At 59.7% G+C, this 14,480-nt stretch carries 17 protein-coding genes and 1 tRNA gene; 10 read left to right on the top strand and 8 right to left on the bottom strand.

The features are described from left to right. Window positions 1-28 precede the first annotated feature (28 nt). Both HCG46_RS22030 and HCG46_RS22025 read left to right on the top strand, forming a co-directional pair. On the top strand, window positions 29-802 hold the full coding sequence (locus HCG46_RS22030; RefSeq protein WP_023002699.1) for a hypothetical protein: 774 nt from the start codon (window positions 29-31) through the stop codon (window positions 800-802). Window positions 803-984: 182 nt separating this feature from the next. Beyond that, on the top strand, window positions 985-1,767 hold the full coding sequence (locus HCG46_RS22025) for a Bax inhibitor-1/YccA family protein (RefSeq protein ID WP_023002698.1): 783 nt from the start codon (window positions 985-987) through the stop codon (window positions 1,765-1,767). A 316-nt stretch (window positions 1,768-2,083) separates the two neighbouring features. On the opposite strand, the gene HCG46_RS22020 is transcribed toward HCG46_RS22025, so the two are convergent. Together HCG46_RS22020 and HCG46_RS22015 are read right to left on the bottom strand one after the other, a co-directional pair. After that, window positions 2,084-2,473, bottom strand: a complete 390-nt coding sequence (locus HCG46_RS22020) for a DUF2794 domain-containing protein (RefSeq protein ID WP_023002696.1) — start codon at window positions 2,471-2,473, stop codon at window positions 2,084-2,086. Between the two features lie 464 nt (window positions 2,474-2,937). Beyond that, complete coding sequence (locus HCG46_RS22015; RefSeq protein ID WP_023002694.1) at window positions 2,938-4,335, bottom strand: PLP-dependent aminotransferase family protein; 1,398 nt, start codon at window positions 4,333-4,335, stop codon at window positions 2,938-2,940. Window positions 4,336-4,461: 126 nt separating this feature from the next. On the opposite strand from HCG46_RS22015, the gene dctP reads away from it, so the two are divergent. The 5 genes from dctP to HCG46_RS21990 all read left to right on the top strand — a co-directional run bounded on the left by dctP (window position 4,462) and on the right by HCG46_RS21990 (window position 9,379). Beyond that, window positions 4,462-5,493 carry a TRAP transporter substrate-binding protein DctP gene (gene dctP, locus HCG46_RS22010; RefSeq protein ID WP_168687386.1) on the top strand — a complete coding sequence of 344 codons (1,032 nt, stop codon included), beginning with the start codon at window positions 4,462-4,464 and terminating at the stop codon, window positions 5,491-5,493. Between the two features lie 83 nt (window positions 5,494-5,576). After that, window positions 5,577-6,083, top strand: coding sequence for a TRAP transporter small permease subunit (locus HCG46_RS22005; RefSeq protein WP_209009578.1), 507 nt, complete (start codon window positions 5,577-5,579; stop codon window positions 6,081-6,083). Next, a complete protein-coding gene (locus HCG46_RS22000; RefSeq protein WP_168687384.1) occupies window positions 6,080-7,393 on the top strand; it encodes a TRAP transporter large permease subunit in 1,314 nt (437 codons plus the stop codon). Before HCG46_RS22005 ends, HCG46_RS22000 begins: the two co-directional genes overlap by 4 nt. 17 nt (window positions 7,394-7,410) lie before the next feature. Next, window positions 7,411-8,694 (top strand): hydroxymethylglutaryl-CoA reductase, degradative, encoded by a 1,284-nt coding sequence (locus HCG46_RS21995; protein ID WP_168687383.1) that lies wholly within the window; start codon window positions 7,411-7,413, stop codon window positions 8,692-8,694. 148 nt (window positions 8,695-8,842) lie between these two features. Next, on the top strand, window positions 8,843-9,379 hold the full coding sequence (locus tag HCG46_RS21990) for a GNAT family N-acetyltransferase (RefSeq protein ID WP_208992223.1): 537 nt from the start codon (window positions 8,843-8,845) through the stop codon (window positions 9,377-9,379). A gap of 16 nt (window positions 9,380-9,395) precedes the next feature. Here the strand turns inward: HCG46_RS21990 and HCG46_RS21985 are convergent, their stop codons facing one another. Next, complete coding sequence (locus tag HCG46_RS21985; protein WP_168687382.1) at window positions 9,396-9,962, bottom strand: hypothetical protein; 567 nt, start codon at window positions 9,960-9,962, stop codon at window positions 9,396-9,398. Window positions 9,963-10,096: 134 nt separating this feature from the next. On the opposite strand from HCG46_RS21985, the gene ppa reads away from it, so the two are divergent. After that, window positions 10,097-10,636: an inorganic diphosphatase gene (gene ppa, locus HCG46_RS21980; RefSeq protein ID WP_023002687.1), complete on the top strand. Its 540-nt coding sequence runs from the start codon at window positions 10,097-10,099 to the stop codon at window positions 10,634-10,636. An 81-nt stretch (window positions 10,637-10,717) separates the two neighbouring features. Here the strand turns inward: ppa and HCG46_RS21975 are convergent, their stop codons facing one another. From HCG46_RS21975 to HCG46_RS21960, 4 genes are read right to left on the bottom strand one after another with little or no spacing between them, the layout of a single operon-like run. Next, complete coding sequence (locus HCG46_RS21975; RefSeq protein ID WP_031270101.1) at window positions 10,718-11,152, bottom strand: metallopeptidase family protein; 435 nt, start codon at window positions 11,150-11,152, stop codon at window positions 10,718-10,720. Between the two features lie 27 nt (window positions 11,153-11,179). Beyond that, a complete protein-coding gene (locus HCG46_RS21970) occupies window positions 11,180-11,446 on the bottom strand; it encodes a hypothetical protein (protein WP_168687381.1) in 267 nt (88 codons plus the stop codon). Continuing rightward, window positions 11,443-11,967 (bottom strand): disulfide bond formation protein B, encoded by a 525-nt coding sequence (locus HCG46_RS21965; protein ID WP_168687380.1) that lies wholly within the window; start codon window positions 11,965-11,967, stop codon window positions 11,443-11,445. Before HCG46_RS21965 ends, HCG46_RS21970 begins: the two co-directional genes overlap by 4 nt. A 15-nt stretch (window positions 11,968-11,982) precedes the next feature. Then, the gene (locus HCG46_RS21960; RefSeq protein WP_023002683.1) at window positions 11,983-12,561 is read right to left on the bottom strand and encodes a YqaA family protein; all 579 of its coding nucleotides are present in this window, start codon (window positions 12,559-12,561) and stop codon (window positions 11,983-11,985) included. Window positions 12,562-12,770: 209 nt separating this feature from the next. Here HCG46_RS21960 and HCG46_RS21955 point away from each other — a divergent pair, with 209 nt between their 5' ends. Further along, window positions 12,771-13,448 (top strand): hypothetical protein, encoded by a 678-nt coding sequence (locus tag HCG46_RS21955; protein ID WP_168687379.1) that lies wholly within the window; start codon window positions 12,771-12,773, stop codon window positions 13,446-13,448. A 76-nt stretch (window positions 13,449-13,524) separates the two neighbouring features. On the opposite strand, the gene HCG46_RS21950 is transcribed toward HCG46_RS21955, so the two are convergent. After that, a tRNA-Leu gene (locus tag HCG46_RS21950) sits at window positions 13,525-13,609 on the bottom strand. 256 nt (window positions 13,610-13,865) lie between these two features. On the opposite strand from HCG46_RS21950, the gene HCG46_RS21945 reads away from it, so the two are divergent. Then, the gene (locus HCG46_RS21945; protein WP_023002681.1) at window positions 13,866-14,360 is read left to right on the top strand and encodes a cupin domain-containing protein; all 495 of its coding nucleotides are present in this window, start codon (window positions 13,866-13,868) and stop codon (window positions 14,358-14,360) included. Window positions 14,361-14,480: the final 120 nt, after the last annotated feature.

The raw sequence follows: 14,480 nt of genomic DNA, 5'->3' as shown, positions 1-14,480 counted from the left end.
GGGCAGTTTGTTAAGAAGGGGCCATTCCATGTTCAAGTTTCTCCCGAAAATTCGTTTGAAGACCATTGCCGGGGCTGCAGCCCTGTCCGCAGTTGCCGCTATGGCTTTCGCCCCTGCCGCGTCGGCGGAAAGCCCGTTTCATACCGGGGTCTGGCAGTTGAACACGCCGGAAGGCCCGCGCGGCCTCGTCGTCAGTGACTGGCTGGTCTTCGAAAACGGTTTGCCGAAGCGCTGGCTCTATCGCCGGGCCGGCACCAACGACGCCAACCAGTTCGATTTCTTCACCCGTTCGATGAATGATTCCGGCTATACGCCGGTCGGCATCCGGGTGTACCGCACCGGCGACAACGCAATGAAATACACGCTGGCGCCCAAGGGCGAGGATCCGATCGAGGTTTCCGCCGTCCGTCTCTCCATCCCGAATTTCGAGAACTCCTGCCTTTCCGTCGAGAAAAAAGGCAAGCGCTTCTACGGTAACTGGGTCGGCACTGAAGGCTCCAAGCTGAAGAAACTGAACGTGTCGAAAAACCGGCTGACCATCGACGGAGAAGCGCGCAAGGTATCGATTGCGGAAGTCCGCGTCGGCCGCATGGGCATTACAGAAAATGGCAAGCCGATCGCTTTCCTCACCGATGCCGGCGGCGACTATGCGGTTCTGCAGTGGTTCAAGCCCGGTGTGACTGTCGAGCAGATGCAGGATCCGGAAAAGGAAATCCTCGATTTCGCGTCGGAAGAAATCGTTCGCAACCCCGGCGGCACCTGCGACCGGCAGATCGAATCCCGACTGAAAGCCATGAAATAATACGACTGAATCTGAGCCTGTTTTTAAGGATAGGTTCAAATAATACGTCCTGAGCGCAAAGATTACGAATTTTTCATCGAATTCGACTTGTGCTCGGGATAGGCTTTTCCCATATGTTGAGGGAGTTGTGTTGCATGCGCGATTGCATGCGCACGTCTATCTAGAAGGGGATTTTTACGACCATGTCGACCTATGACCGTCAATCTCAAGGCGCGTATACCGTCGCCGGCGCACGCGCCGAGGCCGGCATCGATCAGGGCCTGCGCTCCTACATGCTGGGCGTCTATAACTACATGACCATCGGCCTTGCGCTGACCGGCTTTCTTGCGCTGGCAACGGTCATGCTTGCAACGACCACCGATCCGAACTCTGCTGTCGCCAGCCTTGGCAACGGCCGCATGCTCACCCAGCTGGGTGTTGCCATCTACGGCAGCCCGCTGAAATGGGTTGTCATGCTCGCACCGCTCGGAATGGTGTTCTGGCTGTCCTTCCGCATTCAGTCCATGAGTGCCGGCGCAGCGCGGACCCTTTTCCTGGTCTACGCATCCGTAATGGGTATCTCCCTGTCCTCGATCTTCCTGGTCTACACCCCGGGTTCGATCGCTCAGGTCTTCTTCATCACCGCCGGTACCTTCGGCGCGCTGAGCCTGTTCGGCTACACCACGAAGAAGGACCTGTCCGGCTGGGGCTCGTTCCTGTTCATCGGCCTGATCGGTATCGTGATCGCGTCGCTGGTCAACATCTTCATGGCATCTTCCGCCCTGCAGTTCGCCATCTCCGTGATCGGTGTTCTGGTGTTCGCCGGCCTGACCGCCTACGACACCCAGCAGATCAAGGAAATGTACTACGAAGGCGACAGCGGTGAAGTCGCTACGAAGAAGTCCGTCATGGGCGCGCTGCGTCTGTACCTCGACTTCATCAACCTGTTCATCATGCTGCTGCAGCTGTTCGGCAACCGCGACTAAGCGCAGCCAAACTGAACAAACGGAAAAGCCCGGCCTTGTGCCGGGCTTTTTTGTGACCGCACGACTGTCCGACACATCGCACGCCGACACTTGCGTCAATGGGCGTCAACGCAAGCCTTGCGCAAATCAATGGAATGAAGCGGCAGAACACTGCGCTGCCAGGCTTGGTCGAACCAATCGTCTGGTCCGCGGCCAGTGGGTAACCGACCAGCATCAGCCGGTCATTGACGCCACCATCAAGGAACATGCCTGTGACCGGATCAACGCAGGGGAAATGAACCTCATCCGGCCATCAGCTGACTGACCGGATGCCTGGTCAGGCGTCGACCACCCGAAGATGTTTTTTCTTCTCCAGAACCCTCAACACCTGCGCCAGATCGTGGCCACGCTTCAGGATCATGCCCCCGGTCGCCACGACCGAATAAGCGCCCTGGCGGCGGGCAAGCTTCGGGTCCTTCTCGATCCTGTAAAGCGGCATTTCGGAAGATCTGCGAAACACGGAGAAGATTGCCCGGTCCTTCAGGAGGTCGATGGCATAGTCCCGCCACTCGCCGTCGGCGACCATGCGCCCATAGAGCCTCAGAATGACATCGAGTTCGCGCCTGTTGAATGCAACAATGGGTTTGGGAGGGGGAGCCGGTTGATGTTGTGGCGACGGGCTTGCACCCGCACCACGCTGAAACGCGCTGTCGTCGGCTTCGCTCATTCCGCCTCCATTCCGTTCGCGGTTTCGCTGCTAACAGGTAACCGACAAGAGAATCGTCGGGAGACGCCTGTCACCTGGCTGTCATGATGCGTCTTCTTTAGCCATTCTGGCAAGCCCGCAACGTCATATTGACAGACAGAGGTCCGAAACCAGAGTAATTTTGCCAATAAGTTTTACGGGAAGAAGTGCAAAAACGAACGCAACGGCACTTTGCCAAGAAAGAATGCATAAATTTCCTTGATTTTGCCGCATTCCAGCCCTTGGCCAGCCATTTTAGACACCCATATTAGGATCATACCCTGATGGGTATGGCCCGTAGAAGCCGCGGAATGCATTAGCCCCCCAGCCCCCCGGGGTTTTTACTGGCCAACCAGATTTAGTGAGTCAAACATCAGGGCAACTGAAGGGCCGGCATTATGCCGGCCCTTTTCATTTGTGGCCCTGCCTGTTCTTCTGCTTTCAAACTACTTCAGAAAATCCCTGAGGAACGACAGGAACCGCGCATCGGTTCCATAGGCGACGTTGACCCGCATTGCCGGCTTCTGCCGGGTCTCCCGGTTCGGATAGAAGACGGCGCCCGGTGCAATGAAGATGCTTTGCTTGCTGGCTGCGGCGCACAGTTCCCTTTCATCCACATCATCGGGAAACTCCACCCAGAGATAGAACCCGGGTATGGAGCACTCCCGCACAGACAACCCGATCGCCTCCAGTGTCCCGAAGGATGCCTTGTAGGCGTCTTCCACCCGGCTCCTGAGACGCCGCAGATGTCTCAGATAATGGCCGGCCTGCATCAGATTGAACACGAAGCGTTCGACGTGGTCGGATGAATTGACCACCGTCAGCATCTTGATATCGGCAAGCTGGCGGATGATGTCCGGATTTCCAGCCACGTAACCGCATCTGAGACTGGCCGACAGTGTCTTGGAAAAAGTACCGAGATAAAGCACCCGCTCCAGCTGGTCCAGCGCCGCCAGCCTTGGCAGCGTGGCCGGAAGAATGTCGGCAAGCGCATCGTTCTCTACCAGGAGAAACCCCCAGCGCTCGGCAAGCTGCATCAACCCGAATGACCGCGAAGGTGACAGGGAACCGCCGGTCGGATTGTGGCCATGGGACTGGGTGACAAACATCTTCGGCCGGTAAAGAGCGAGTTTGGCGGTCAGGTCTTCCAGGTCCGGACCGTCCCTGTCCCGCCGGATACCGACAATCTGCACCTTGGCGAAGGTCAGCTTGGAAAAGAGCGGATAATAGCCCGGCTCATCGACAAAAACCGTATCGCCAGGCTCCGTCAGATGCCGGATGATCAGATCCAGGCCATGGTTGACGCCATGGGTCAAAAGAAGCCCTTGCGGATCGGCCGGGATCGACCGCTCCAGCAACTGCATCCGCAGCCGGTCCCTTAACGGACCATATCCCCACGAACTGCCGTAGCCGAATTCGATCGCTTCGGGAAAAGGCGTCTTGGCGTTGGCGAAATGGCGGCGCAGCTCCGCCCCCTCCATCCACGACGGCGGCGGGCGCCCATCTCCCGGACGCACTTCATAATGCTGTTCCAGCTGCTCCCGCAGCAACGACATGCCGTCAACCGCAGCCGTGACATGTGGCGCTGGCGGGGTCTTGGAAGCCGGTCCGACCTGTGACATGTAGTATCCGGAGCCGGCCCGCGCTTCCAGTAGCCCTCGGGCGACCAGCCGGTCGTAAGCTTCCGCCATCGTGTTTTTCGAAACGCCGTTCTCCCGCGCGGCCTGACGAATGGAAGGCAACCGCTCAAACGTCTTGTATGCCCCTGCCTCCAGCATCAGCGCGACTTTCTCGACGATCTGATCGACGCGAGACAGTTTCCGACCGCTACCCGTAACCCTCATTGTCCCTCAAAATTCACTGGGACAGTGCTGCCCATAAATCCAACAACTGTCCCTTGATTGTCCCAATCAATTTTATGACAGTTTGCCCATTACGCCAGCAAATGGCAATTTCCTTGGGAGGGAAAAATGACCAAAGTAAGTAGACGCAGCCTTCTTGCAGGTGCAGCCGTTAGCGGCACCGCCCTCGCAGCACCGATTGCGGCCAAGGCACAGGATGCGGTTGAGTGGCGCATGCAGGCTCTCTGGGACGCCGGCACCACACCTTTCGAATTCGAGAAGAAGTTTGTCGAGCGCGTCAGCGAACTGACCGACGGCAACTTCAAGATCACGCTGTTCTCCGCCGGCCAGCTCGTGCCTGCCAACCAGGCATTCGATGCCGTTCGCGCCGGCGCCTTCCAGCTGATGAAGACCTTCGACGGCTACGAAGCCGGCAAGATCCCGGCATTTGCCTTCACGTCCACCATCCCGTTCGGCTTCCCCGAGTCCGACCAGTATGAAGCCTGGTTCTACGAAAAGGGTGGTCTGGATCTCGCCCGCGAAGCCTATGCAAGGGCCGGTCTCTTCTACATTGCCCCCACCGTCTATGGCGAAGAGCCGATCCACTCGACCGTCAAGATGGAAACCATCGCCGACATGGCCGGCAAGAAGGGCCGCTTTGTCGGGCTCGCTTCCGCGGTCATGGCCGACCAGGGCGTTTCCGTGACCCCGCTGCCGACGGCGGAAGTCTATACGGCGCTTGAAAAAGGCCTGATCGATTTTGCCGACCGCGGCGATCTCACCGCCAACTACGAAGCAGGCCTTGGCGAAGTCGCCAAGTTCATCATCCTGCCGGGCGTGCACCAGCCGACCACCGCCACCAGCTATGTCGCCAACCAGGGCGCCTATGACGCGCTGCCGGACGACTACAAGGCGGCGCTTGCCGTTGCGGCTCGGGAGATCTCCGGATCGCTGCGCCAGCACATCATGGTGCAGAATGTCGATGTCCTGAAGAAATACGGCGAACAAGGCGTCGAGATCATCCAGCTCGACCCGGCCGATGTCGCGGCCAACCGGTCCAAGGCTGTCGAGTCCTGGAAAAAGGCTACCAAGGAAGACGATCTGGCGAATCGCGTGCTCGCGAGCCAGATTGAGTTCATGACAGCCCTCGGGCTGATCTGACCCTTCCTCCCACCGGACGGTAGACGGCACCTCCCTGCCGTCTACCGTCCGGTCGTCCTTTCGATTGGCAAATGCTCAGCTTCATGAATTCCGTCAGTTCCATCGTCACCGGCATCAACCGGTTGTTCTTCCTCCTTGCGGCGGCGCTCATCTTCGCGGTGGTGCCGATCCTGCTTTTCGAAGTGGTCGCAAGATACCTGTTCGATGCGCCGACGGTGTGGGCCATGGAAGCCAGCACGTTGATCTTCGGCCCGCATTTCATGCTGGCCGGACCTTACCTTCTGCACCTGAAGGGCCACGTCGCCGTCGACATCTTCAGCGAAAAACTGACGGGATTGCCAAAAGTGGTTCTCGACGTGTTCTCCTATGCCGTCATTGCTGTGTTTGCAGGCGTTTTTGCCTGGGTCAGCTGGCCGCTTGCAATCAACGCCTACTCCCTCGGCGAAACCAGCTTTTCCGCCTGGAACCCACCCGTCTGGTGGCTGAAATTCGTCGTGCCGCTGTCCTTTGCGCTGCTGTTTTTGCAGGCCCTTGTTGAAGCCTACAACGCAACGCGCCCGGCGCAGGAACAGACGGGAGCAAGCGCATGAGCTCCGAATTCGTTCTTGCCATCATGTTCGCCAGCCTGGTGGGCCTGCTGCTCACCGGCCTGCCGCTTGCCTTCACGCTTGGCGCACTTGCGCTCGTTTTCACGCTAACGCTGTGGGGCCCCGCCGCCCTCTCCGTTACCGTCCTCAACCTCTACTCCACCATGACGTCGGAATCGCTCCTCGCGATCCCGCTTTATGTGATGATGGCCAGTATTCTTCAGCGTTCCGGCGTCATCGAAAGCCTTTACCGGGCCATGGAGCTCTGGTCGCGGCGGTTACCGGGTGGCCTTGCGGTGGGCACCATCGCCATCTGCACGATCATCGCCGCCATGACGGGCATCGTCGGTGCCGCGGTTGCCGCCATGGGCATGCTGGCCCTGCCCTCCATGCTGAAGCGCAAATATAGTCCGGAGCTCGCGATCGGGACGATCTGTGCCGGCGGAACGCTCGGCATCCTGATCCCGCCCTCGGTGATCACCATCGTCTATGCCGTGACCGCACAGGCCTCTATCGGCCAGATGTTCATCGCCGGCGTGGTGCCGGGCCTGCTGCTCGCCTCGCTCTATATCGGCTATATCGTTCTGCGGTCCGCGCTCAACCCGTCCATCGCCCCGCGTCCGGACAACGACGCCCCGGCCACCTGGGAAGAGCGCATTGCCTCGCTGAAATCCCTCATCCTGCCGCTGCTGATCATCGTCGGCGTCCTGGGCACGATCTACATGGGTATCGCAACACCCACGGAAGCAGCAGCCGTCGGCGTCTTCCTGGCGCTCCTGTCGTCGCTCATCGAGCGCCGCTTCGGCTGGGAGCTCATATCCGGCGTTGCCCTCGACGTGGTCAAGGTGACCGCCATGATCCTCTGGATCACCATCGGTGCGCGGGCCTTCGTGGCAATCTTCACCGGCACCGGCGGCGCGGACTTCCTCCTGTCGTTCATTCAGGATCTCGATGCCAACCGCTGGATCGTTCTCGCCATCATGCTGGGCATTCTGTTCTTCCTCGGCATGTTCCTGGACGAAATGGGCATCATCCTCTTGTGCGTGCCCGTCTTCCTGCCGGTGATCGACTTCCTCGAGTTCGACCGGCTCTGGTTCGGCATCCTGTTCCTCGTTTCGGCGCAGATGGCCTACATCTCCCCGCCCTTCGGCTACACGCTCTTCTACATGAAGGGCGTCCTGCCCGCCGGCATCGGCATGGGCACGGTCTACCGTGCCATCGTTCCCTTCATCCTGCTGCAAGCCATCGGTATCTTCATCTGCGCCCTGTTTCCGGAGCTGGTGTTGTGGCTGCCGCAATCCATGATCAATTGACAGACAGGTTTCCCCCGATGAGTGACGTCACTTCGTCCCGTATTGAAGGTTTTCACAAGCTGGACCCGGCCGGCCGGCTCCAGGCGGTCCAGCGCCAGGCGAATCTCGACAACAAGTCCGTCTCCGACCTTGTGGAAGCGGCATCCGGAAACATCGAACTGGCCGACCGCCTTGTCGAAAACGCCATTTCTTCCATGTCCATTCCTGTCGGTATCGCGACCAACATGACCGTGGACGGACGGGACATTCTGGTGCCGATGGCCAGCGAGGAATCCTCCGTAATCGCCGCCGTGTGCAACTCGGCCAAGCGCTGCCGGCCGACCGGTGGCTTCAAGACCTCCACAAGCGGCCCGCTGATGGCAGCCCAGATCCAGCTTCTGGGCGCCAGCGACCCTGAAAACGTCCGCCTGCAGGTTTTTGAACGCATCGACGACATCCGCACCATCTGCGAAGAGATCGATCCGCTTCTGGTGAAGCTCGGCGGCGGCTTCCGTGACCTCGACATAAGGGTCATCGACACTGCCGAAGGACCGATGACCATCGTTCACATCATCGTCGACACGCGCGACGCGATGGGCGCCAACGCCGTCAACAGTATGGCCGAGGCCCTTGCACCCAAGCTGGAGGAATGGACCGGCGCCCGCAGTCTCCTGCGGATCCTGACCAACCTCGCCGACCGCCGCGTGGCACGCGTGCGGGCTGTCTGGCCGCTGGAGGAAATCGGAGGCGAAAAGGTTCGGGACGACATGTTGTCGGCCTATCACTTTGCCGATGCCGACCCTTATCGGGCAGCCACTCATAACAAGGGCATCATGAACGGCATCAGCGCGGTGGTTCTGGCAACCGGCAACGATACCAGAGCCGTGGAGGCAGGTGCCCATGCCTTCGCGTCGAAAGACGGCCGCTACCGCTCGATGTCCCGCTGGGAAAAGGACGGCGACGGCAATCTTGTGGGCATTCTGGAACTGCCGATGGCTGTCGGACTGGTCGGTGGTGCCACCAAGATCCACCCCACCGCGCAGGCCAATCTGAAAATACTCGGCGTGACCACGGCAGACGAACTGGCCCGGATCATCGTTGCCGTCGGCCTGGCGCAGAATTTCGGCGCATTGCGCGCGCTTGCCACCACCGGCATCCAGAAAGGCCACATGGCCCTGCACGCCCAGAACGTTGCCCTGATGGTGGGCGCGACCGGCGAGGAAATCGACCTGGTGGCCAACGAGCTGAAATCGCTTGGCAAGGTGCGGCAGGATCTGGCCGAGGAAATTCTCGCCCGGCTGCGGCAGGGCGCCAATGCCTGAGGCCTTTTGACAAGGTTCGACCGGAGAGGTCTCGGCACTATTACCGTGTTGCCCCTCCGGCCGATCAACTCCCGGATGCCGAACGCAATGAAATCGGCATAATTGGCGTTTCTACGACGCGATTGCCTCTTTTCCGTCGGATTGCTTGTTGTATCTTTCTAAAAGCATGACAACCGACCTGATAGATCTGCGCGCGGCCCGGACCGCCGATTGTGAGGCACTCGCCGGCATCCATAGCGAAGCCTGGCTGGGCGCCTATCGCGGAGTCTTGCACGGTGTCGATCTTCAGAAGATGATTTCGCGCCGAGGCAGCAGCTGGTGGCGCGGTGCCCTTGCCAGGGGTGTCGACATCAAGATCCTCAGCATTGCCGAAATTCCCGCCGGTTACGCGACCTATGGGCCGTGCCGACTGAGGGACACCGGCATGGATGGCGAAATCTACGAGCTTTACCTGAAGCCGGAATATCAGGGCCTCGGTTTCGGCAGGGCCCTTTTCCAGAATGTTCGGGAAACGCTGTCGGCGAAGAGCATGCCTGGTGTCGCCGTGCAGGTCCTGAGCGCCAACGAGCCCGCGCGCTCATTCTACAAGGCCGTCGGTGGCAAGCTTGCGGCAAAATCCTGGTACAGGATCGGCGGCCGCAGGCTGGAGCTCAGCATCTACGCCTGGCCGCAAATCAGCACCTGAGCCACAGGGCGCTTGCCTAATAGAGAATTCCGGGATTGCCGATGATCTGCGGCGGCTGCGTGCAGTCGAAAGAACCGGCCATGGTATCAGCGGCCTGGCGCGCCAAATCGTTGGCGTTCTTGTTGGCCTGGGCATCGATCCGGGCAATCTGGCAGGTGCCGCCACCGGGCTGCAATTGGGTCACGATCAGCACGCTGCCGGTCTTGGACCCCTCGTCGAGGCTCGGAAACCAGCGCAGGATGGTCGCAAACGGAACACCGCCCCTGAGGCGCCATTCCAGTGTTTCGTTGACCGTGTTGAAATTGGGCAGGGTCTGGCCTGCCGCAGGCTCGTTGGCGGCGTCGGGACCGAAGGAGACGAACATGCGCAGGTCGCCCTCGGCAACATAGACACCCTCTCCCTTGTAGCCGGGGCACTGCCAGGCACCGCCGAAGGTGCCTTCTTCCTCGTCCCCGGCCTCGATCAGCGGGCAGCTGTCCAGCAGGATCTTGGTATAGGCACTGTCGACCGACGCTGCCCCTGCAGCCTGCAGAGACACAAGCAATCCGCCGAGCATCAAAAGGGAAACAGTAAGCCGTTTCATAAATCTATCTCCTCCAGAGCCTGCCGCGCGAATAGACGCATGTTAATCAATTAGGTGCAATGCAAAAATAAAGGACTTGAACTTCTTCGGCGGGATTGCGATAGACGCAGCAACGAATAACAGGAGTTTCCTAAATGCGTATCGACGCTGTGCCGATTGGCAAGAATCCGCCGGAAGACATCAACGTCATTATCGAGGTCTCCGTTGGCGGCGAGCCGATCAAATACGAGATGGATAAAGAAGCCGGTGCGATGTACGTCGACCGCTTCCTGTACACTCCGATGCGGTACCCGGGCAACTACGGCTTCGTTCCCCACACCCTGTGCGGCGATGGCGACCCGATCGACGTGATCGTGGTCAACCAGCGCCCGATCGTTCCGGGCGCCATCATGAGCTGCCGTCCGATCGGCGTACTGCTGATGGAAGACGAATCCGGCCAGGACGAAAAGATCCTCGCGGTTCCGTCCCACAAGCTCAGCAAGCGCTACGACAACATCAACGACGTGACCGACCTTCCGGAAATCACCGTTGCCCAGGTGAAGCATTTCTTTGAACACTACAAGGATCTGGAGCCGGGCAAGTGGGTGAAGATCACCGGTGTTGAAGGTGTCGAATCCGCAAAGCGGCTGATCGTCGAATCGATCGCACGCGCCCAGAAGGAAGCCGCTGAATAAGCGCTTCCGAACGGACGAAATCAAAAAGGCCTCCCGAGTGTCGCAAGACGCGGGAGGCCTTTTTCATTGCAAGGGTCAGAATTAGCGTTCCGCTGCCGCCTCGATGCGCTCCATATCCTGGTCGGACAGGCCGAAATGATGCCCGATCTCGTGGATCAGCACATGGGCAACCACATCGCCCAGCGTCTCGTCCATCGCGGCCCAGTAGTCGAGGATCGGCCGGCGGAAGAGCCAGATGCGGTTGGGCATCTGGCCGGTCATCACGGTCTCTTCGCCTTCGCTCAGCCCCTGGCCTTCGAACAGGCCCAGAAGGTCGTGCGGATCCTCGATGCGAAGTTCATCCAGAACGTCGTCGGGCGCATAGTCCGCAAGGCTGATCTGCAGATGACCACAGCGCAGCAGAAGATCATCCGGAAGCCCGGAGAGGATCTCGCTCGCCATCGCCTCGAAGTCTTCCAGGTCAGGTGCTTTGCGTTCGGTCCAGCTGCTGTGGCTGACCGGCCGGACGGATGCCATATCGGTTCCTTTGACGGATCGGTTCATTCAGGTGTTGGGCAGTACGTAGGTGACCAGTAGATAAATCGCCAGTCCGATTGCGAACACAAGCCCGAGACCTCGGCCGATCCGGCTGCCCCAAACCTCGATCCGGTCGTCTTCGTCCTTGTCGGCGGCGCTCAGGTGATCCTTTGCCCGGTCGGCCATGCGGACGAAGGTTGACCCGGCAACGGTCTCGCTCTCCGCATTCACCCGTTCGAGTGTGCGGAGCGCTTCATCGCGCAGTTTTTCCTTCGGGTGCTTGTTCTCGCTCATGCACCTACACTGGCCGTGTTGCCACGGCGTTTCAACCCGAAAGCGGCCAAAAGCGCCAGAAGGGCAAGCCCGACGGACGCAACCGCGTTCCAGCCGGCAAAGGACAGGCCGAACATGCGCCAGCTGGCCTCGGTGCAGCTGACGACGCGCGTCGATTTCAACGCTTGCAGCATGTTGGCTGCAGACGTTGGTGTCGAGGTACCGCCACCGCAATCGCTCGGGCCGTCCCAGAACTGCCACTCGGCGCCGGACTGATAGATACCGAGGCCAGAACCATAGGCAAACACGACCGCAACGACCAGAAGCAGAGCCAACGCCAACCCGGTCCGCCTGGCCTGCATCAGGAAAAGCGCTAGCAACGCCAAGGGAAGGCCGACGTAATAGGGAATGCGTTGCTCGAGGCACAGCTTGCAGGGCACATAGCCGCCTATCAGCTGAAAGCCCCAGGCGGTCGCAATTGCCGCCAGACCGCCCACCAGCAAGAGCCCCGTCAGATTGCGCGAAATCCGGTCGGCTGTCATCTCACCCTCTTATTGTCAGATATACCTAAGCACAACAAATCCGCCGACCAGCAGCACCACAAATATGGTGAACATGAGACCAAGCCGCTTTTCGATGAAATCGCGGATCGGCGGGCCGAACAGATAGAGCAATCCGGCGACGACAAAGAACCGGATCCCCCGAGAAACGATGCTCGCGGCAATGAACACCGGCAGGCTGAGCCCCAGCGCACCGGAGGCAATGGTGATCACCTTGTAGGGAAACGGCGTCAGCCCGGCGATAAAGACGAACCACCAGCCGTACTGATGATAAATGTCCTTGAACTCGTCGACGAACCCCATCTTGCCGTAGAAGGTCAGGATCGGCACCGCCACCTGTTCGAACAGGAAGAGGCCGATCAGATATCCCAGGATACCGCCGGCGACCGACGTCAGCGTGCACAGCAGCGCGTACCACCAGGCTTTCTCGCGCCGGGCAATCACCATCGGGATCAGCAGGATGTCCGGCGGGATCGGAAACACCGAGCTTTCGACAAAGGATACGGTGCCGAGTGCGGCAGGCGCACGCGGTCCGGCGGCAAGGGACAAGGTCCAGTCGTAGAGGCGTCTGATCATGGCGCTTCCCTTAGCCGCTGCGCTGCAAAAAGTCACCTAGGGAAATGCGCACCGCCAGCAGCACGTTGTCGCGTAGCCACCGGCACAAACGATCCCAGCCTGATGTGAAGCCACCTCAAAAACGGGCATCAAGACACAAGGCAGACTTTTCGCCCGTATCTGGTAGCATTGAAACCTCGCCAGGTTTCACACGACGTTGGGAGGGGGACATGAACGGAACGGCCTCAAGCATCGCCAGACTGGCATTGGTTCTCGCGATGAGCGCGCCAGCTGCGGCAGTTGCCCAGCAGGTCGAGCTGGAAGGATCGGTCAAGCTGACACCTTTTGAAGCACAGGGCGTAACCCTGTCGACGATCTACACGGTGGATGCGGCGTTCGGCGCAAAACACGATGTCGAGGTCCCCGTACCGTTCAGCCTTGCCGCACCCCGGCGCGAGGCACAGCAAATTCTGGCCCAGGCGAAACCGGCCGGCGGCGGTCCGATCAAGATCTACTTCACCACCGACGACGAAACCAAGCGCATCTATTCGTCCCTGCAGATCGTCACCTACACCATGAAGACCGATGATCCGCAAAAGCGCCTCGAGGTGGGCGACTATGTTGCCATCGAGCTCTTGAAACAGCTCGGCACCACAGACGATACACGCCTGAATATCCGCCGCCAGATTACACTGGGCGATCTGCCTGCATCCGAAATCGTCGGCAACTTCATCAACAAGGAAGGCGACCAGCTCCTCGTGCGGCTGGTCGCGCTGGCAAAGCCCGACAGCCAGAGAGGCATCGTCGGCATTGCAATCGGCCACCCGCGTCAGGGCCGCATCAAGAAAGTGGAAGACATCTACCAGACCAGCGCTTCCCTGGCCTTCGACACGGTGACGCTGAAGTAGCTGGTAACCAGTGCGGGTGGGAGGCAAGCCTCGAACCACTCCTTCGCATTCCCGCAGCAATTCGAACCGCTGGAGATGGTGCCCCCCGCCGGAATCGAACCGGCACTCCCGAAGGAACCGGATTTTGAATCCGGCGCGTCTACCAGTTCCGCCAGGGGGGCAATCCGGTATCGGATTGGGTGCCTATCATGGGGCCTTGTCCGATGCAAGCGGTTCCAGCGCGCCGCGGCTTTCCGCCAGCAAGTGCGGCGGGTGCTGCATTTGATCGAATTTGAGCTTCTCCCTTTACGCTCCCTTAACCCTGGGCTGCGAATTCGCCTGCCACACAGCCTCAGAGGGTGAAATCCGGCGCATATTTAAGCTGTTTGCAACTGCTGCTCGCGCAAGTGGACAGTCAGACAAGTTTGGGAGAAACGGATGACACTGGCTGGCGGCCTTCAAGAGGCGAAACGCACGAAAACTTCTGCTGTGAACGAAGCCGCTCGGCACGGGCAGGCCTTCACACAGTCCTTCGTTGACAAATCACAGTTGATGCCAGCGCCGATCCGGCCCGAATGGGTGCTTGAAGGCGACCCGAAAGCCATGTGCGCCGTGCTGGCCAGACACAAGTTCGGCTGGGGCGATGCCTGCCACTGGTCCTGCACCGCCGGCAAGTTCCGCTGGCACTACGGCTGGGATGAGTCGGTCATGTTTCTGGAAGGCGGTGTCCGGATCACCGACGAGGCCGGCCATGTCTATGAAGGCAAGCCCGGCGTGACCCTGTTCTTCCCGGCAGGCACCTCCGCCGTTTGGGAAGTGCCGACCTACATCCGCAAGCTCGCGTTCAATCAGAAGCCGGTTCCCTGGTATCTGCATTATCAGTCCCGCATCCTTGAGAGATTGAAAGGCGTCGGGAAGAAACTTTTCGGCTAAAATGTCGGGCTCGCGTTGCCGAATGAGGTCTTGAAAGAAAGGCGCCTTGCGCCTTTCGGCGGGCGAATTTGTTAGCCTGCAAACAAAGGCGCAAATTGTGCGCTTTTTCTGGACAAGCAG

The organism is Labrenzia sp. PO1 (assembly GCF_012273635.1).
GTDB classification, from domain to species: domain Bacteria; phylum Pseudomonadota; class Alphaproteobacteria; order Rhizobiales; family Stappiaceae; genus Roseibium; species Roseibium algicola.
The sequence above is the reverse complement of the archived record's forward strand: the minus strand, read 5'-3'. Positions and strand labels throughout refer to the sequence as shown.